General features: G+C 67.3%; 15 protein-coding genes and 1 pseudogene. 9 read left to right on the forward strand and 7 right to left on the reverse strand.

Annotation, left to right across the window (positions count from 1 at the left end; translation table 11 throughout):
* Nucleotides 1–8 precede the first annotated feature (8 nt).
* Entirely contained in the window at nucleotides 9–587 is a 579-nt protein-coding gene (locus MFM001_RS12660; RefSeq protein WP_238159139.1) for a QsdR family transcriptional regulator, read from the reverse strand.
* Between the two features lie 258 nt (nucleotides 588–845).
* On the opposite strand from MFM001_RS12660, the gene MFM001_RS12670 reads away from it, so the two are divergent.
* The 7 genes and pseudogenes from MFM001_RS12670 to secG all read left to right on the forward strand — a co-directional run bounded on the left by MFM001_RS12670 (nucleotide 846) and on the right by secG (nucleotide 8,466).
* Nucleotides 846–2,372 carry a long-chain-fatty-acid--CoA ligase gene (locus MFM001_RS12670; protein WP_116375616.1) on the forward strand — a complete coding sequence of 509 codons (1,527 nt, stop codon included), beginning with the start codon at nucleotides 846–848 and terminating at the stop codon, nucleotides 2,370–2,372.
* 15 nt (nucleotides 2,373–2,387) lie between these two features.
* On the forward strand, nucleotides 2,388–3,893 hold the full coding sequence (locus MFM001_RS12675) for a wax ester/triacylglycerol synthase family O-acyltransferase (protein WP_116375617.1): 1,506 nt from the start codon (nucleotides 2,388–2,390) through the stop codon (nucleotides 3,891–3,893).
* Between the two features lie 204 nt (nucleotides 3,894–4,097).
* The gene (gene gap / locus MFM001_RS12680; RefSeq protein ID WP_116375618.1) at nucleotides 4,098–5,120 is read left to right on the forward strand and encodes a type I glyceraldehyde-3-phosphate dehydrogenase; all 1,023 of its coding nucleotides are present in this window, start codon (nucleotides 4,098–4,100) and stop codon (nucleotides 5,118–5,120) included.
* Between the two features lie 3 nt (nucleotides 5,121–5,123).
* Nucleotides 5,124–6,332 carry a phosphoglycerate kinase gene (pgk, locus tag MFM001_RS12685; protein WP_116375619.1) on the forward strand — a complete coding sequence of 403 codons (1,209 nt, stop codon included), beginning with the start codon at nucleotides 5,124–5,126 and terminating at the stop codon, nucleotides 6,330–6,332.
* Nucleotides 6,329–7,114 (forward strand): triose-phosphate isomerase, encoded by a 786-nt coding sequence (tpiA, locus tag MFM001_RS12690; RefSeq protein ID WP_116375620.1) that lies wholly within the window; start codon nucleotides 6,329–6,331, stop codon nucleotides 7,112–7,114. The genes pgk and tpiA overlap by 4 nt, the downstream gene beginning before the upstream one ends.
* Nucleotides 7,115–7,178: 64 nt before the next feature.
* Nucleotides 7,179–7,550, forward strand: a pseudogene (locus MFM001_RS25205) (hypothetical protein); the annotation flags it as partial.
* A gap of 682 nt (nucleotides 7,551–8,232) precedes the next feature.
* The gene (gene secG, locus MFM001_RS12700) at nucleotides 8,233–8,466 is read left to right on the forward strand and encodes a preprotein translocase subunit SecG (protein ID WP_045377679.1); all 234 of its coding nucleotides are present in this window, start codon (nucleotides 8,233–8,235) and stop codon (nucleotides 8,464–8,466) included.
* A 2-nt stretch (nucleotides 8,467–8,468) separates the two neighbouring features.
* On the opposite strand, the gene MFM001_RS12705 is transcribed toward secG, so the two are convergent.
* The 6 genes from MFM001_RS12705 to tkt form a co-directional block, all read right to left on the reverse strand.
* Nucleotides 8,469–8,861, reverse strand: coding sequence for an ATPase (locus MFM001_RS12705; RefSeq protein ID WP_116375622.1), 393 nt, complete (start codon nucleotides 8,859–8,861; stop codon nucleotides 8,469–8,471).
* A 175-nt stretch (nucleotides 8,862–9,036) separates the two neighbouring features.
* Nucleotides 9,037–9,780, reverse strand: coding sequence for a 6-phosphogluconolactonase (gene pgl / locus MFM001_RS12710; RefSeq protein ID WP_116375623.1), 744 nt, complete (start codon nucleotides 9,778–9,780; stop codon nucleotides 9,037–9,039).
* Complete coding sequence (gene opcA / locus MFM001_RS12715) at nucleotides 9,777–10,688, reverse strand: glucose-6-phosphate dehydrogenase assembly protein OpcA (protein WP_116375624.1); 912 nt, start codon at nucleotides 10,686–10,688, stop codon at nucleotides 9,777–9,779. Before opcA ends, pgl begins: the two co-directional genes overlap by 4 nt.
* Before the next feature lie 52 nt (nucleotides 10,689–10,740).
* Entirely contained in the window at nucleotides 10,741–12,294 is a 1,554-nt protein-coding gene (gene zwf, locus MFM001_RS12720; RefSeq protein WP_116375625.1) for a glucose-6-phosphate dehydrogenase, read from the reverse strand.
* Nucleotides 12,291–13,409: a transaldolase gene (gene tal / locus MFM001_RS12725; protein WP_116375626.1), complete on the reverse strand. Its 1,119-nt coding sequence runs from the start codon at nucleotides 13,407–13,409 to the stop codon at nucleotides 12,291–12,293. Before tal ends, zwf begins: the two co-directional genes overlap by 4 nt.
* Before the next feature lie 16 nt (nucleotides 13,410–13,425).
* The gene (gene tkt, locus MFM001_RS12730; RefSeq protein WP_116375627.1) at nucleotides 13,426–15,516 is read right to left on the reverse strand and encodes a transketolase; all 2,091 of its coding nucleotides are present in this window, start codon (nucleotides 15,514–15,516) and stop codon (nucleotides 13,426–13,428) included.
* Nucleotides 15,517–15,723: 207 nt separating this feature from the next.
* Here tkt and MFM001_RS12735 point away from each other — a divergent pair, with 207 nt between their 5' ends.
* The gene (locus tag MFM001_RS12735; protein ID WP_116375628.1) at nucleotides 15,724–16,638 is read left to right on the forward strand and encodes a heme o synthase; all 915 of its coding nucleotides are present in this window, start codon (nucleotides 15,724–15,726) and stop codon (nucleotides 16,636–16,638) included.
* Nucleotides 16,639–16,711: 73 nt separating this feature from the next.
* Complete coding sequence (locus MFM001_RS12740) at nucleotides 16,712–18,166, forward strand: PPE family protein (RefSeq protein WP_116375629.1); 1,455 nt, start codon at nucleotides 16,712–16,714, stop codon at nucleotides 18,164–18,166.
* Nucleotides 18,167–18,259 lie beyond the last annotated feature (93 nt).

Genomic DNA, 18,259 nt, shown 5'->3' on the forward strand with positions numbered 1-18,259 from the left:
ACGCCCCATCAATCGTGGCGACTGAGCAGCGCGCTGATGGCCTGTTTCGCCTTGGCGATGTCCGGTTGTTCGCCGGTGATGATGTCGGCGTAGAGGAAAGATTCGACAATCCTCACGATGAGGTACGCGAGGTCGTGCGGCGGTAAGGGCGGCTTCAACTGCGCGTGCGTAATCTCCTCGCGCAGAATGATTTCCACGGCGGCAACCAACCGTTGCTGGACCGCGCTGGCGCGCGTGGTGAGGATTCTCAGCGCGCGTTCGGGCTCGCGGCGGAGGAAGTCCCGGAAGTAGTCGGCCTCGTCGAGGATGGTGGCGAATCGATCCATGATGGCCACGATGCGCTGACCGCCGCGCCCCGGTGCGCCGTCGACCGCCATCGCCAGCGTCGGTTCGGCGAGCGACCACAGGATTTCAGCGAGCAGATCGTCTCGGCTGCCGACCCAGCGGAACAAGGTGGCGCGGTTCACGCCAAGCTCGGCGGCCAGTTCCCGCATCTCGATCCGACGGCCGGCCATGAACCACCGCCGAGCGATGCGGAATGCGGTCAACGGGTCCGGCCGACGGTCCGCCGCCAGCAGACGGGTCAACTGTGTCTCGGTGATGTCGCACCTCCCGGCTGTCAGACACTGTCACATCGTCGCAACATCTTATCAAACATTGCACTATGAGAGCTAAGTCGCAAAGCATTGCAATGATGCAACATCTATGGATATGCTGCAAACGGTCTCAATGAACCTCCAGCGCCAGAACGGCTGCTGATCTTCCTCGCCAGCGAAGCCAGCAGTTATGTCACCGGCGTCACGCTGCCCGTCGAGGGCGGCATGCTTACCACCTGAGGAGTCGTCATGAACGTCGGATCGCATCTCTCGAAGCGGGCCGAGCTGAATCCGGGCCTGGAGGCGCTCGTGGACGAAGCCGCCGGTCTGCGGTTCACCTTCACCGAACTCAACGAGCGAGCCGATCGAACCGCCCGTGTGCTGACCGGGCTGGGGCTCGCCCAGGGTGACCGGGTCGCCGTGCTGCTGCCCAACGGGCACCACTTCGTCGAAACCTTTTACGGCGCCGCCCGGGCCGGCCTGGTGGTGGTCCCACTGAATTTGCGGCTGGTTGCCAACGAGCTGGCGTTCATGCTGAATGATTCCGGCGCAAAGGTTTTGGTGTACGACGCCGAGTACGACGCCGTCGTCGCCGAGCTGCACGATGGACAGACGCCGGTCAGGCACTGGATGCGCATTGGCGCTGACGGTCCAGGCTGGGCCGCGGATTTCGATGCTCTTGTGGCCCAGGCACCGTCGGACCGGGTGGCTGTCGAGGGTGACGGCGACGACCCGCTGTTCATCATGTACACGTCGGGCACCACCGGATTGCCGAAAGGCGCGGTGCACACTCACGACAGTGTGGAGTGGTCGATCATCACGGCGTTGGCCAGCGTCGACGTGCGGTTCCGCGACCGCTACCTCATCTCGCTGCCGCTGTTTCATGTCGGTGCGCTCAATCCGATGGCCTGTTGTGTCTATCGCGGCGCACCGATCGTGATGTTGCGCCACTTCGATGCCAAGCGGATCTGGGAAGTATTTCGCGACGAACGGGTCACCATCACGCTGGCCGTTCCCGCGATGCTGAACTTCATGCTGCCGACCTATCGGCCCGAACTGCGCGATTCGCTGCAGTTGCGCTGGATCATGAGCGGGGCAGGGCCGGTGCCGCCGTCGCTGATCGAGACCTACGCCGGTCTCGGCTACGAGGTCCACCAGGTCTACGGACTCACCGAGACCTGCGGTCCGGCCTGCGTCATCAGCCCCGACGACGCGATGTCACACGTCGGGTCGACGGGTAAGGCGTTCTTCCACACCGAAGTTCGCATCGTTGACGACAACGGCGTTGACGTCGAACCCGGTGTGCCCGGCGAGGTGCTGGTGCGTGGCCGCCACGTCATGGCCGGTTACTGGAACCGCCCGGAGGCCACCGCGGAGACCATCACCGACGGCTGGCTGCACACCGGTGACGTCGCGGTCCGCGACGCCGACGGCTTCGTCTACATCCAGGACCGCATCAAGGACATGATCATCTCCGGCGGCGAGAACGTCTACCCGGCCGAGATCGAAGACGTCCTGCTGTCGCATCCCGGCATCGCCGACGTCGCGGTGCTGGGCATGCCGTCGGTCAAGTGGGGTGAGTCGCCCCTGGCGGTGGTGGTGCGCGCCGACCCCGACCTGGACGAGGCCGCGGTGCTGGAGCATTGCAGCGGAAAGCTGGCCCGGTTCAAGCTGCCCAAGCGCGCCGTGTTCGTCGACGCCATCCCGCGCACCCCCACCGGTAAGGCATTGAAACGCGTTCTGCGCGAACAGTTCTCATTCGATTCTCCCGAATAGCCAAGGAGCCGCCCCGTGAAGCAACTTACCGGCCTGGATGCCGCTTTCCTCTACATGGAGACGCCGACGACGTTCGGGCACGTCACCGGGCTGATGATCTTCGAGCGGCCCAGCCCCGACTACGACCCGTATGCGGCGGTGTACGCGAAGTACGCCGCCCTGGTCGGGGAGCTCGAGCCGCTGCGACGGCGTCTGGTCGGGGTGCCGTTCGGGCTCGACCATCCCTACTGGGTGGCCGACCCCAATTTCGACCTCGCATTCCATGTCCGCGAAATGCACTTGGCCCGACCGGGTCTCGTCGACCAGTTGGCCGATCAGGTGTGCCGGATCGTCGGGCGACCGATGGACCGCACCCGCCCGCTCTGGGAGGTCTACGTCATCGACGGGCTGCAGGATGGGCGATGGGCGCTGCTGACCAAATACCACCACGCCACCATCGATGGCGCCTCCGGGCAACTGATGTTGCAGATCGTCACCGACACCGAGCCCGATGCTGCCGCGCCGGGGGAGGGTCCGTCGTGGGAACCCGAGCAGCTGCCCAGCACGGCCGAACTGCTGCGCCGCACAGTGGTCCACCTGACCGCCAATCCGTTCAAGGCGATGCGGGTACAGGCCCGCATCGTGCGCCAGCTCGCCGACGCCGCCGGGATCCACGGCGTCAGCAGTGCCGCCGGCCGGGCGGGGGCGGCCGTGAAATGGATCGCCCAATTCGGCGGCAGCAACCGACCGAACATTTCGCTGCCCAAAACCAGCGCACCGCCCACACCGTGGAACAAGACGATCAGCGGACACCGTCGATTCGCCATGCGGACAACCTCTTTGGAGAACGTCAAGCGACTCAAAACGGCCACCGGCGGCACCGTCAACGACGTCGTGATGGCGATCTGCGCCGGCGGGCTGCGGCAGTACCTGCTGGCCCACGACGCGCTGCCGGACCGCCCGCTGCGGGCCATGGTGCCGGTGTCGATCCGCACCGGCGACGAAGCGGACCCGTGGACCAACCGGGTATCGGCGATCGTCGCCGAACTGCCGACCGACTGCGACGATCCCGTCGAACGGGTCGCCCGCTGCCGTGCCGCGATGCAACGGGCCAAGCGGCTACACGAACTAGTGCCGGCTGCCGAACTGGTCGACCTCACCCAGCACTCGACCCCCGTGCTGGCCACCGCCGCCGTGCGGCTGGCGTCGCGGCTGCGGCTGGCCGACCGGGTGACCCTGCCGTTCAACGTGGTGATTTCCAACGTGCCCGGTCCGCGCCAGCCGTTGTATTTCGCCGGGGCAAAGCTGTGTCACCAATTCCCGGTGTCGATCGTCACCGACGGGCAGGGCCTCAACATCACCGTGGTGAGCTATCTGGACCGGCTGGACTTCGGCTTCATCGCCGACCGTGAACTTGTGCCCGACGTGTGGGACCTCGCCGATATGCACGTCGCCGAGATCGGCCGGCTTTTCGAGGCCACCGGCGCCGAGTGGGCCCAGCCCCCGCAGCCGGCGTTCCCGCGCCGCGGTCCGATGAGGTGAGGCGAGCCGAGACGGACGCCCCAGCGCCTGCCCGCTGGTGGCCCGACTGGGCTGGTCGGTGCCGACCCGCTGCGCCCGGCTTCGCCGCGCTGGCGGTCGCACTGGGTCGGTCTGGTGGCGACCCGCTGCGCCCGGCTTCGCCGCGCTTACGGTCGCCACTAAGCTGGCCGGTGGATCACACCAGCAACTAAGGAGACGAGAGACGTGACGGTCCGGGTAGGCATCAACGGCTTCGGTCGAATCGGACGCAACTTCTACCGGGCCCTACTGGCGCAGCAGGCCCAGGGCACCAGCACCGACATCGAGGTGGTGGCGGTCAACGACCTCACCGACAACGCGACGCTGGCGCACCTGCTCAAGTTCGACTCGATCCTGGGCCGGCTGCCTCAGGACGTCAGCCTGGAAGGCGACGACACCATCGTCGTCGGCAGCGCCAAGATCAAGTCGCTGGAAGTCAAGGAGGGGCCGGCCGCGCTGCCCTGGGGTGACCTGGGCGCCGACGTCGTCGTCGAATCCACCGGCATCTTCACCAACGCCGCCAAGGCCAAGGGTCACCTGGACGCTGGCGCCAAGAAAGTGGTCATCTCCGCGCCCGCCACCGACCCCGACATCACGATCGTGCTCGGCGTCAACGACGACCGCTACGACGGCAGCCAGAACATCATCTCCAACGCGTCGTGCACCACGAACTGCCTTGCGCCGCTGGCCAAGGTGATGCACGACGAGTTCGGGATCGTCAAGGGCCTGATGACCACCATCCACGCCTACACCCAGGACCAGAACCTGCAGGACGGTCCGCACAAGGACCTGCGCCGGGCCCGCGCCGCCGGACTCAACATCGTCCCGACGTCCACGGGCGCCGCCAAGGCCATCGGGCTGGTGATGCCGGAGCTCAACGGCAAGCTCGACGGCTACGCGCTGCGGGTGCCGATCCCGACCGGCTCGGTCACCGACCTGACCGCGGATCTGGCCAAATCGGCTACTGCCGAACAGATCAACGCCGCATTCAAGGCTGCCGCCGAGGGCAAGCTCAAGGGCATCCTCAAGTACTACGACGCCCCGATCGTCTCCAGCGACATCGTCACCGACCCGCACAGCTCGATCTTCGACGCGGGCCTGACCAAGGTGATCGACAACCAGGCCAAAGTGGTGTCCTGGTACGACAACGAGTGGGGCTACTCCAACCGCCTCGTCGACCTGGTCGCGCTGGTCGGTAAGTCGCTGTAAGCCGTGAACACCCTGGAAGACCTTCTTGCACAAGGGGTTTCGGGGCGCGGCGTGTTGGTGCGCTCCGACCTCAACGTCCCGCTCGACGACGGGGGAGCTATCACCGACCCGGGTCGCATCAGCGCCTCGGTGCCGACGCTGCGGGCGCTGGTCGACGCCGGCGCCAAGGTGGTGGTGACCGCGCATCTCGGCCGGCCCAAAGGCGGCCCGGACCCGAAACTGTCACTGGCACCGGTGGCGGCAGCCCTCGGTGAGCAGCTGGGGCAGCACGTGCAGCTGGCCGGCGATGTGGTCGGCAGCGACGCGCTGGCCCGCGCCGAGGGCCTCACCGATTCAGATGTCCTGCTGCTGGAGAACATTCGCTTCGACCCGCGCGAGACCAGCAAGGACGACGCCGAGCGGCTGGCGCTGGCCAAGCAACTGGTCGAACTCGTCGGCGACGACGGCGCTTTTGTTTCCGACGGGTTCGGGGTGGTGCACCGCAAACAAGCCTCGGTGTACGACGTCGGCACCCTGCTGCCCTCCTACGCCGGTACGCTGGTCACCGACGAGGTGAAAGTCCTTGAGCGGCTGACCAGTTCGACCGAACGCCCCTATGCCGTCGTGCTCGGCGGGTCGAAGGTGTCCGACAAGCTGGGCGTGATCGAAAAGCTGGCGACCAAGGCCGATTCCATCGTGATCGGCGGCGGCATGTGCTTCACCTTCCTTGCCGCGCAAGGCCTTTCGGTGGGCACGTCGCTGCTCGAGACTGAGATGATCGACACCTGCCGACGCCTGCTGGACACCTACGCCGACGTGCTGCGGCTGCCCAGGGACATCGTGGTTGCCGAGAAGTTCGCCGCCGACTCGACGCCGGACATTGTCGCGGCCGACGAGATTCCGGACGGCAAGATGGGCCTGGACATCGGGCCGGGCTCGGTGCAGCGATTCACCAAGCTGTTGGCCAACGCGCAGACGATCTTCTGGAACGGCCCGATGGGTGTCTTCGAGTTCCCGGCCTTCGCCGCCGGCACCAAGGGCGTCGCCGAGGCGATCGCCGCGGCGACTGCCAAGGGAGCGTTCAGTGTGGTCGGCGGCGGCGACTCCGCCGCCGCGGTGCGCGCGCTGGGCCTGCCCGAGGACGGCTTCTCGCACATTTCCACCGGCGGCGGCGCGTCGCTGGAATACCTTGAGGGCAAAACCCTGCCCGGCCTGGAGGTTCTGAACCGATGACCCGTAAGCCGCTGATCGCCGGCAACTGGAAGATGAACCTCAACCATTTCGAAGCGATCGCGCTGGTGCAGAAGATCGCTTTCTCGCTGCCGGACAAGTACTACGACAAGGTCGACGTGGCGGTCATCCCGCCGTTCACCGACCTGCGCAGCGTGCAAACGCTGGTCGACGGCGACAAGCTGCGGCTGACGTACGGCGCCCAGGACCTTTCGCCGCACGATTCCGGTGCCTACACCGGCGACATCAGCGGCGCGTTCCTGGCCAAGCTGGGCTGCACGTACGTCGTCGTCGGGCACTCCGAGCGGCGTACGTACCACGACGAGGACGACGCCCTGGTGGCCGCCAAGGCCACCGCCGCGCTCAAGCACGAGCTGACCCCGATCGTGTGCATCGGCGAGCACCTCGAGGTCCGGGAAGCCGGTGACCACGTGAGCCACAACGTCGAGCAGTTGCGGGGCTCGCTGGCCGGGCTGTCCGCCGAGCAGATCGGCCGTGTCGTCATCGCCTACGAGCCGGTATGGGCCATCGGCACCGGGCGGGTGGCCAGCGCTACTGACGCGCAGGAGGTGTGCGCGGCGATCCGCAAGGAGCTGGGCGCGTTGGCGTCGCCGCAGATCGCCGAGAGCGTGCGGGTGCTCTACGGCGGTTCGATGACCGCGAAGAACGTCGGTGACCTCATTGCCTGCGACGACGTGGACGGCGGTCTGGTCGGGGGTGCGTCGCTGGACGGGGAGCAGTTCGCCACCTTGTGCGCGATCGCCGCGGGCGGGCCAATTCCGTAAGTGCTCGCGGCTTGACCTCAACTGCTGTTGAGGTCATAGCGTGAGGACCATGTACTCCGATGCGATGGCCGAGGCGTACCGGCGTCTCGACGGGCTCGGCTACGAGCGCGGCGAGAACGACTTCGCCAACCACGGTCCGATGGCCGCTGAAGCGTTGTGCGCCTTGGGTTTTGGCGACGAGGTGGCGTCCTGGGTCGAGGACTACAAGCGCCGGATGGACCACCATGATCCGCCGGAGCCCCGATTCCGCATCGACCCGGCCGACGAACAGTCCTGGCGCGAGGCGTTGGGGCGGTTCGAGCGGGCCGGCGATTGGGAGGAACTGTTCCGCCGTGAACTTGCCGACCGGCCGTGGCGCGAGGTGCTGGCCCAGTGGTGGCCGCGGCTGGTGCCCGGCCTGCTGGCGGCCTTGACTCACGGGCTGATTCGCACCGCACATGCCGTGCGGTGCCTGACCGCTGCTGCCCACCCCGACGATGCGGCGCTGACCGAATTGGCCCGCGGGCTGGCCTACTGGGCGGCGCGTTACTCGCTGCTGCCCGGCGAGGTGGCTTTCGCCGGCGAGCGGACGATCGCCGAGGCGATCGCGGGCGTGGGTCGCGGCCGGTCGGACCTGGCGCAGCTCGAAGACAGTCCCGGCTACGCCGAGGCGTTGCGCGCGCTGAGCCCGCTGGACGCGGGCCGGCGGCTGAGCGAGATGACGTCGACGTTCGCCGGTGTCTACCTCGCCCACCCCGACGGGCCGCCGGTGCCGATGATTCACGGGGTGACGGCGCCGGCCGCCATGCGGATCGCGCTGGCGCAGCTACCCGACGAGCTCCACGACCCGTCGGTGGCCGCGATGTGGCGTGTTCACCTCGCGATGCTGGCGATGTTCACCCGGGACGTCGGCGCCGAAGCGCAAAGCCTCGAGATCGCATCCCGCGCCGGGCTGCCGTCGTGGCGAGACCTGTTCGGCCGGGCGGCGGAGAACGGCGACGAGCACGTGATCAAGTTCACCGAAGCTTGTTCCCGGGAGAATGCGCTGCAACCCGACCCACGGTTTCCCGCGGCGGTCCAGGCCGCGCTGGACCGCATCCATTTCAGGCCGCCGACCACCAGCCGGTAAGGTAGCGGCCATGCAATTGGCCCTGCAGATCATCCTGGTGGTCACCAGCGTGCTGGTGGTGCTCCTGGTCCTGCTACACCGCGCCAAGGGTGGCGGTCTGTCGACACTGTTCGGTGGCGGCGTGCAGTCCAGCCTGTCGGGGTCGACCGTGGTGGAGAAAAACCTCGACCGGTTGACGCTGTTCGTCACCGGCATCTGGCTGGTGTCGATCGTCGCGATGGCCCTGCTGATCAAATTCCGCTGACGTCAGCGCACGGTCCGGTTCCGCAAGGCGTTGAGCATGCCGCGCACCGCGTGCTCGGTCACTGACAACGGCGACATCACCGTCTCGCCGACACTCACGATGTAGTCGATCCGCTCGACGATGGCCTCCACGGGCTCGATCAGCGCGACGAGCCGGCGGGCCAGGTCGTCCAGGCCGGTCAGCGTGCCTTCGAAGTGGTCCAGCCCGGTGTCCAATCGCTCGACGGTGGAGTTCAAGGCCGACAGCGACTCGTTCAAGTCGTTCAACGTGGGTCCGAGACCCTTGAGCAGTGACTCGAGTTGCGCCACTGTGACGTCGGCGTTCATCGCCGCCTGGGCGAGGGTCTTGATCCGCTCCCGGGGGGCGCGTTCGGATTTGTCGGCCATGACGGCCATTATTGCCTCCGCCGGAACCGTCCGCGCCGACAGTGCATCTGATCGGTATGCACCAGCGACATTGTGAACGGGATCGGCGCCACCTCATGACACCGAGCGCCGCGCAACACGACACCGCTCGACGGCTCGAGGAGTATGCCGCGGGGTACGCCGACCGTCAGGCCGAGCAGCAAAGCTAGCCGGGCAGCTTGGCGGCCGCTTCGCTGTCGAGAAACCAGACGGTGTTGTCCCGTCCGGTGGCGCCGGCGGCCGGGCACGAGACGGGGTCGGCGCCGCCGACCGCGGCGGCGACGGCGTCGGCCTTTTCGCTGCCGGACACCATCATCCAGACTTCGCGGGCCCGCCGGATCGCCGGTAGCGTCAACGTGATCCGTTCCGGCGGCGGTTTCGGCGAATCGTCGACAGCGACCACCAGCCGGGTGGTTTCGCGGACGGCAGGTGTGTCGGGGAACAACGAATTGATGTGCCCCTCGGGACCCACGCCCAGGAAATGGACGTCGAAATCGGGTGCGGGCTCGCCCGGTTCGGCGTTGGCGGCCAGGACCTGTTCGTACGCGAGCGCCGCCGCGGCCAGGTCGCTGTCGAATTCGCCGTCGCGGGCCGGCATGGCGTGCACGTTGCGGGCCGGGATGTCGACGTGATCGAGCAGGGCGGCTCGGGCCTGCTTTTGGTTGCGCTCGTCGTCGTCTTCGGGCACATAGCGCTCGTCGCCCCAGAACAGATGCACGTTTGCCCAGTCGATGCGCTGCTGCTGGTCCTTGAGATATTTCAGCAGCCGGTTGCCGTTGCCGCCGCCAGTCAGCACGATCAGCGCGCGGCCCCGTGCTGCCACTGCCGCGTCGATGACACCGATCAGTCGCTCTCCTGCCGCGGCGACGAGAGCGTCGCTGTCGGGAAATGTCTCGATGCTGGTGCTCATATGTACTCCACCCGGTCGATGCCTTCGAGTGCGGAACGGTAGATCACGTCGGGGTCCAGCCTGCGCAGGTCCTCCGCCAAACATTCACGAGTTTCCCTGCGCGGCAACGGAACCAGCGCATCCGGCTTGGCGGTGCGACTCAATGTCGCCGTTGTGCCCTCCTGCGGGCGGCTCAAGGTGATCGTCTCGGTGGTGCGCACCAGCTCGACTTTGAGCTCGCCGACCGCGCGGCGCACCGGCCCGTCGATCCGGCTGGCCAGCCAGCCGGCCACCACGTCCAGCGCCGGCTCGGTCCTCAGGCCGGACACCAGCGCCGAGGTGATCGGCTCGTGCGGCGGCTGGTCCACCGCCGACGCGAGTAGCGCCCGCCAGTAGGTGATGCGGCTCCAGGCCAGGTCGGTGTCACCGGGCGTGTATCCGGGCAGCCGGCTCTTGATCGCCGACAGCGGGTCGACACCGTTGGTTGCGTCGGTGATGCGCCGAATCGCCAACTTGCCCAACGGGTCCTGGGCGGGCACAGCGGGAGCGATGTCCGGCCACCACGCCACCACCGGGATATCGGGCAGCAGGAACGGCACCACGACGGCGGCGGAATGGCCGGCCAGCGGACCGGACAGCCACAGCACCACGACCTCCCCGGCGCCGCTGTCACCACCGACCCGCAGCTGAGCATCCAACCGTGCCTCCGGGGCATCGGCGTCCCGGTTCATCACCACGATCACCCGGCTGGGATGCTCGTGGCTGGCGCCGTTGGCCGCCTCGATGGATTCCTCCAGCACGGCTTCGCTGTCCGGCGCGATGACCAGGGTCAGCACGCGGCCCATGGTGACCGCACCGACCTTCTCGCGTAACTCGTCGAGCTTCTTGTTGATTGCAGTAGTGCTGGTGTCCGGCAGATCGATGATCAATTGCGCCGCTCCTCCCCATCACTTCGTTCTGCATCGTCGCCGGCGCGGATCATCAGGGCCGCCGCCATTCCCGGCCTGTGCGGCGCAGCATCTCGAACGACGACGCGGGGCCCCAGGTTCCGGCCTCGTACGGCTCGGGCTTACCGTGAGCGGCCCAATTGTCCAGCACCGGATCGAGTACCTCCCAAGCCAATTCGACTTCCTCGTTGACCGGAAACAGTGACGGCTCACCGAGCAGCACGTCGAGGATCAACCGCTCGTAGGCCTCGGGTGAGTCCTCGGCGAACGCCGAGCCGTAGGAGAAATCCATGTTGACGTCGCGGACCTCCATCGCGGTGCCCGGCACCTTGGACCCGAACCGCAGCGTGACGCCTTCGTCGGGTTGCACCCGGATCACCAGAGCATTGGCGCCCAGCTCGTCGGTCATGGTGGCGTCGAACGGCAGATGCGGAGCACGCTTGAACACCAACGCGATCTCGGTCACCCTGCGGCCCAAGCGTTTTCCGGTGCGCAGGTAGAACGGCACGCCCGCCCAGCGTCGTGTGTCGACCTCCAGTGTGATGGCGGCGAACGTCTCGGTGACCGAATCTTTGGAAAACCCCTCCTCGTCGAGCAGCCCGACCACCTTCTGCCCGCCCTGCCAGCCGGCGGTGTACTGGCCGCGGCTGGTGGTCTCGTCCAGCGGCTGCGCGAGCTGTGTGGCCGAGAGCACCTTGATCTTCTCGGTCTGCAGCTCGGTGGGCTGAAAGCCGACCGGCTCCTCCATGGCGGTCAGGGCCAGCAGCTGCATCAGGTGATTCTGGATCACGTCGCGGGCGGCCCCGATCCCGTCGTAATAGCCTGCGCGGCCTCCCAAACCGATGTCTTCGGCCATCGTGATCTGCACATGGTCGACGTAGTGCGCGTTCCAGATCGGGTCGAACAGCTGATTGGCGAACCGCAACGCCAAGATGTTCTGCACCGTCTCCTTGCCCAGATAGTGGTCGATGCGAAACACCGACTCCTCCGGGAAGACGCTGTTGACCACCCTGTTGAGCTCGCGGGCGCTGTCGAGATCGTGGCCGAACGGCTTCTCGATGACCACTCGGCTCCACCGACCGTTTTGCGGCCGGGCCAGCCCGGACCGGTCCAGCTGCTCGCAGACCGTCGGGAACGACTTGGGCGGGATCGCCAGATAGAAGGCGTGGTTGCCGCCCGTCCCGCGCTCGGCGTCGAGCTTCTCCAGGCATTCGGCCAGCCGGGCGAACGCGGCGTCGTCGTCGAAAGTGCCTTGCACGAACCGGATTCCCTCGGCCAGCCGATCCCAGATCGCCTGGCGGAACGGTGTGCGGGCATGCTCCTTGACAGCTTCGTACACCTGCTGGCTGAAGTCCTGGTCGTCCCAGTCGCGACGGGCGAAGCCGACCAGCGCGAAGGTGGGCGGAAGCAGACCGCGGTTGGCCAGGTCGTAGATGGCCGGCATCACCTTCTTGCGGGCCAGGTCGCCGGTGACGCCGAAGATCACCAAACCGCACGACGGAGCGATCCTGGGCAGCCGCTTGTCGCGCTTGTCGCGCAACGGGTTTCGCCACTGCCCGGCGCTACTCCGGGCACCGGCCGGGCTCACTTGCTGGTCGAGTCGAGCTGGGCCTGGGTTTCCTTCAGCAGCTCGTTCCAGGAGTCCTCGAACTTCTCCACGCCTTCGTCCTCCAGCACGACGAACACGTCGGTCAGGTCGACGCCCACCGCTTCGAGCTTGTCGAACACCTCCTGGGCCGCCGTCGCGGTGCCGGTGACGGTGTCACCGGTGATGACGCCATGGTCGGCGACGGCGTCAATCGTCTTCTCCGGCATGGTGTTCACCGTGTTGGGCGCAACCAGCTCGGTGACGTAGAGGGTGTCGGAGTAGTCGGGATTCTTGACGCCGGTGGACGCCCACAGCGGCCGCTGCACCCGCGCGCCGTCGCCCTTGAGCTTCTCGAAGGCATCCCCGCCGACGAACACCTCCTGGTATGCGGCGTAAGCGAGCCGGGCGTTGGCAACTCCGGCCTGCCCGCGCAGCGCCTTGGCCTCGTCGCTGCCGATCTTTTCCAGTCGCTTGTCGACCTCGGTGTCCACCCGGGAGACGAAAAACGATGCGACCGAGTGGATCTTGGACAGGTCATGCCCGGCCTTCTTGGCCGCCTCCAGTCCCTTCAGGTAGGCGTTCATCACCGCGCGGTGCCGCTCGACGGAGAAGATCAACGTGACGTTGACCGAGATGCCCTCGGCCAGCACGGCAGTGATGGCCGGCAGGCCGGCCTTGGTGGCAGGGATCTTGATGAACAGGTTGGGCCGGTCGACGATCTTCCACAGCTCGACGGCCTGGGCGATGGTCTTGTCGGTGTCGTGCGCCAGCCGTGGGTCGACCTCGATCGAGACCCGGCCGTCGACACCGTCGGACGCCTCCCACTGCGGCGCGAGGACATCGCAGGCGTCGCGCACATCATCGGTGGTGACGGTGCGGATGGTGGCGTCCACGTCGGCGCCGCGCTCGGCGAGCTCGGCCAGCTGGTCGTCGTAGACATCGCTGTCCGCGAGCGCTTTCTGGAAGATTGTCGGGTTGGTGGTGACCCCGACGACGGACTTGGTGTCGATCAGTTCCTGTAAGTTGCCGGAGCGCAACCGCTCTCGCGACAAGTCGTCCAGCCACACAGATACGCCCGCGGCGCTCAAAGCGGCGAGGTTGGGATTCTGAGTCATCGAACTGCCTTCCTTCTCAGTTGTCGAGTGCTCGTTCGGCGGCGGCGACGACGGCCTCGTGGGTGAAGCCGAATTCCCGGAACAGCGTCTTGTAATCGGCAGATTCGCCGTAGTGCTCGATCGAGACGATCTGTCCGGTATCACCAACGAGTTTGTGCCAGCATTGCGCGACGCCCGCTTCGACGGCGACCCGGGCCGACACGCTGGGTGGCAGCACCTTGTCGCGATAGTCGTAGGGCTGTGACTCGAACCACTCCAGACACGGCATCGAAACCACTCGCGCCGCAATGCCCTTGTCCGCCAACGCTTTCGCAGCGGCCACCGCAATTTGTACTTCCGAGCCGGTGGCGATCAGCACCACGTCGGGCTCGTCGCCGCCCGCGTCGCCCAGGATGTAACCGCCGCGGGAGACGCCCTCATAGCTGGTGCCCTCCAGCACCGGCACGCCTTGGCGGGTCAAACAGAGCCCGACCGGGCCGCTGCCGTTGCCCCGGGCGAGGATGGTGCGCCACGCGTAGGCGGTCTCGTTGGCGTCGGCGGGCCGCACCACCGACAACCCCGGAATCGCGCGCAGCGCCGAGAGGTGCTCGATCGGCTGATGGGTCGGCCCGTCTTCGCCCAGGCCGATCGAGTCGTGCGTCCACACGTAGATGGTGTCGATGTCCATCAGTGAGGCCAACCGGACCGCCGGGCGCATGTAGTCCGAGAACTGCAGGAACGTGCCGCCGTAGGCGCGGGTCGGGCCGTGCAGCACGATGCCGGACAAGATCGCGGCCATCGCATGCTCGCGAACACCGAAGTGCAGCGTGCGGCCGTACCAGTGGGCGGTGAACTTCTTTGTCGAAATCGACGGTGGCCCAAAGGAATCCACGCCCTCGATGGTGGTGTTGTTGCTGCCGGCCAGGTCGGCCGAGCCGCCCCACAACTCGGGCAGCTTCGGTCCCACCGCGGCGAGCACTTCGCCGGAGGCTTTGCGGGTGGCCACGTCCTTGGATCCGGGTTCCCACTTCGGGATGTCCGCGTCCCAGCCGTCGGGCAGCTTTTCGGCCGTCAGCCGGTCCAGCAGTTCTTTGCGTTTCGGTTCGCGCTGCGCCCAGGCGTCGAACTCCGGCTGCCACTTCTCGTGGGCTTCCCTGCCTCGGTCCACCAGCTTGCGGGTGTGCGCCAGCACCTCGTCGCGGACCTCGAACTTCTTGTCCGGGTCGAAGCCGAGCACCTTCTTGATCTCGGCCACCTCGTCGTCGCCGAGCGCCGAGCCGTGGGCATCGCCGGTGTTCATCTTGTTCGGCGCCGGGTAGCCGATGATGGTGCGCAACTCGATGAACGACGGCCGGTCGGTGACGGCCTGCGCGTTGGCGATGGCCTCTTCGATGCCGACCACGTTCTCGCCGCCTTCGACTCGCTGCACATGCCAGCCGTAGGCCTCGTACCGGGCGGCGGTGTCCTCGCAGAGGGCGATGTTGGTGTCGTCCTCGATCGAGATCTGGTTGTGGTCGTAGAACACGATGAGGTTGCCCAGCTGCTGCACCGCGGCCAGCGACGACGCCTCGGAGGTCACGCCTTCTTCGATGTCGCCGTCGGAGGCGATCACGTAGATGTAGTGGTCGAACGGGCTGGTTCCCGGGGCGGCGTCCGGGTCGAACAGGCCCCGCTCGTAGCGCGAGGCCATCGCCATGCCGACCGCCGACGCCAGGCCCTGGCCCAGCGGGCCGGTGGTGATCTCCACCCCCTTGGTGTGCCGGAACTCCGGGTGGCCGGGCGTCTTGGATCCCCAGGTGCGCAGCGACTCGATGTCGGAGAGCTCGAGGCCGAAACCGCCGAGGTAGAGCTGGATGTACAGCGTCAGGCTGGAATGCCCGCACGACAGGACAAACCGGTCGCGGCCCAGCCACGTGGTGTCGCTGGGGTCGTGGCGCATGGTCCGCTGGAACAGCGTGTACGCCAGCGGCGCCAGGCTCATCGCCGTGCCGGGGTGGCCGTTGCCGACCTTCTGGACGGCGTCGGCGGCCAGCACCCGGATGGTGTCGACGACGGCCGAGTCGATCTCGGTCCAGTCGTCGGGGTGGTGCGGTCGGGTGAGCGCAGAGATGTCTTCCAATGTGGTCACGACTCAAGTCCTCGGGTCGGCAGCTGATTCATTCCCACCCTAGTGCGGGATCCTGCGTCGACGCAGGTGAAGATTTCGACGTACCACTTTCAATCGGCGGATAAACCGGCGCGCCAAACCGACCCTGCGGTGTGGGCAGCCGGACGGCGCGGTCTACCATCGTCTGTAGTAGAAGCTGCGCGCTGCTGCGATCCGAGGAGTTATTGCGTGAGCGTTCGCGGGCGCGTCGCGCCGAGCAAGGTACGCACCACGGTGCTCGCGTACCTGGCGCTGACCAAGCCGCGGGTCATCGAGCTGTTGCTGGTTACCGCAATACCGGCGATGCTGCTGGCCGACCGCGGCACGGTGAACCCACTGCTGATCGCTAACACGCTGATCGGCGGAATGCTGGCCGCCGCGGGCGCCAACACGCTGAACTGCGTCGCCGACGCCGACATCGACAAGGTGATGAAGCGCACCGCGAGACGGCCGCTGGCCCGTGCCACCGTGCCGACCCGCAACGCGCTGGTGTTCGGTTTGGCGTGCAGCGTCGGCGCGTTTTGCTGGCTGTGGTGGACGACGAACCTGCTGTCGGGTCTGCTGGCTGTCGCCACGATCGCGTTCTACGTGTTCGTCTACACGTTGTTGCTCAAGCGCCGCACCTCGCAGAACGTGGTATGGGGCGGAGCGGCCGGGTGCATGCCGGTGATGATCGGCTGGTCGGCGGTCACCGGCACGATCGGCTGGCCCGCGCTGGTGATGTTCGCGATCATCTTCTTCTGGACGCCGCCCCACACCTGGGCGCTGGCCATGCGCTACAAGGAGGACTACCAGGCGGCCGGCGTGCCGATGCTGCCCGCGGTGGCGACCGAGCGCCAGGTCACCAGGCAGATCCTGGTCTACACCTGGCTGACCGTCGCGGCGACGCTGGTGCTGGCGCTGGCCGCCGGCTGGCTGTACACCGCCGTCGCGGTGGTGGCGGGGGTGTGGTTCCTCGCGATGGCCCATCAGCTGTACGCCGGGGTTTGCCGCGGCGAGCCGGTCAAGCCGCTGCGGCTGTTTTTGCAGTCGAACAACTACCTGGCCGTGGTGTTCTGCGCGCTCGCGCTGGACTCCGCGATCGCCTTGCCGACCCTGCTGTAGAAATCGGACGGAACTTTTCCCTGCCGTCAGCCGACTAGTGCTGCGGTATGCGTAGCGGGGGCGAGGCTCGGGTATGACGGCGCCGATCTGGATGGCGTCGCCGCCGGAGGTGCATTCGGCGTTGCTGAGCAGCGGTCCCGGACCCGGGTCGTTGTTGGCGGCCACCGCGGCGTGGTCGTCGCTGAGCACTGAATACGCCTCGGTTGCCGACGAACTCACCGCGGTATTGGCGGCAGTTCAGGCGGGCGCATGGCAGGGACCGACGGCCGAGCAGTACGTGGCTGCGCATGCGCCGTATCTGGCGTGGCTGACGCAGGCCAGCGCCGACAGCGCGGCAGCGGCCGCCCAGCACCAGACCGCCGCCGTCGCCTACACCGCGGCGTTGGCGGCCATGCCGACATTGGCCGAGCTGGCGGCCAACCACGCGATCCACGCGGCATTGCTGGCCACGAACTTCTTTGGCATCAACACAATTCCGATCGCGCTCAACGAGGCGGACTACGCCCGCATGTGGGTGCAGGCCGCCACCACGATGACCACCTATCAGGCCGTCTCGAATGCCGCAGTGGCCGCGACACCCAGCACTGCGCCGGCGCCGCAGATCCAGAAAAGCAGCGACTCAGGGACCCAGGACATCATCGACAACGACGGCGGCAACCCGTACGACCCGAGCTGGTACGTCAACCGGGTCACGGAAATCACCGACACGCTCGGCAGGGACTTCGCGGAATTTCCGTCGAACCCCGCCGCGACGATAGCGCAGCTGGAGGCCGACATCCCGGCGCTCATCGCCGACGAAATCGGCCACCTCGGCGAGTTCATCACCGCATTCCAGCCGGAACTGATAGCGGCCGCAGCAGGGCTGGCTGCCGCCAACGTCGGATTCGCCGGCGGCTTCGCCGCGCTGGCCGGGCTGGCGGACCTGCCCCAACCCGCCGCTGCGGCGCCCGCCCCGGAGGCGGTGTCCGCGCCGGCTCCGTCCAAGACGTTGCCGGCCGCCGGACTCTCGCCGTCGGTTGCGCCGACCGTGTCGGCGTCGACGACCACCACCGCGTCGACGCCGGCGCCCGGCTCGGTCAGTACCCCCGGCCCGCCAGCGGCGACGGTGGCCCCGGTCGCCGCAGGTTTCGCCGCTCCCTACCTCGTCGGACCTCCCGGCATCGGATTCGATTCCAGCTTGAGCGCCAGCGACCGTGCCGGCGCCAAAAGGAAGACGCCCGAGCCGGACGCCGCCGCGGCGGCGGCGAGAGCCGCGCGGGAGCAGAAGCGCGCGAGGCGGCGCCGGCAAGCCGGGCTGCGCGGGCACGGCGACGAGTTCATGAACATCGAGGTGCAGCCGGACTGGGCGGAGCCGGCGGTTGCCTCGGATCAAAGCGCCGGACCGGTCGGTTTCGCGGGCGCGCTACGCACGGAAAGTGCTGCCGCGGCGGCCGGACTGACCACGCTGGCCGGCGACGGGCTCGGTAGCGGCGCAACGCTGCCGATGCTGCCGGGCAGCTGGGCATCGGAGCAGGGCGACCGCCGCTAAGCCCGACCATCTCCAGTCCGTGAGTCGGGCTTGAAAAACGGGCCACCATCGTATTCAATGCCAGATAATGAAAATCATGTTCATTAGTTGGGC

The sequence above is a fragment of the Mycobacterium sp. MFM001 genome, from assembly GCF_003402475.1.
Classification (GTDB): Bacteria; Actinomycetota; Actinomycetes; order Mycobacteriales; family Mycobacteriaceae; genus Mycobacterium.

What these genes read in the sequence shown, in the direction of transcription:
- MFM001_RS12740 (WP_116375629.1), top strand. Translation starts at nt 16,712, where the DNA reads ATGACGGCGCCGATCTGGATGGCGTCGCCGCCGGAGGTGCATTCGGCG.
- pgl (WP_116375623.1), bottom strand. Translation starts at nt 9,780, where the DNA reads ATGAGCACCAGCATCGAGACATTTCCCGACAGCGACGCTCTCGTCGCC.
- tal (WP_116375626.1), bottom strand. Translation starts at nt 13,409, where the DNA reads ATGACTCAGAATCCCAACCTCGCCGCTTTGAGCGCCGCGGGCGTATCT.
- MFM001_RS12705 (WP_116375622.1), bottom strand. Translation starts at nt 8,861, where the DNA reads ATGGCCGTCATGGCCGACAAATCCGAACGCGCCCCCCGGGAGCGGATC.
- tpiA (WP_116375620.1), top strand. Translation starts at nt 6,329, where the DNA reads ATGACCCGTAAGCCGCTGATCGCCGGCAACTGGAAGATGAACCTCAAC.
- MFM001_RS12670 (WP_116375616.1), top strand. Translation starts at nt 846, where the DNA reads ATGAACGTCGGATCGCATCTCTCGAAGCGGGCCGAGCTGAATCCGGGC.
- secG (WP_045377679.1), top strand. Translation starts at nt 8,233, where the DNA reads ATGCAATTGGCCCTGCAGATCATCCTGGTGGTCACCAGCGTGCTGGTG.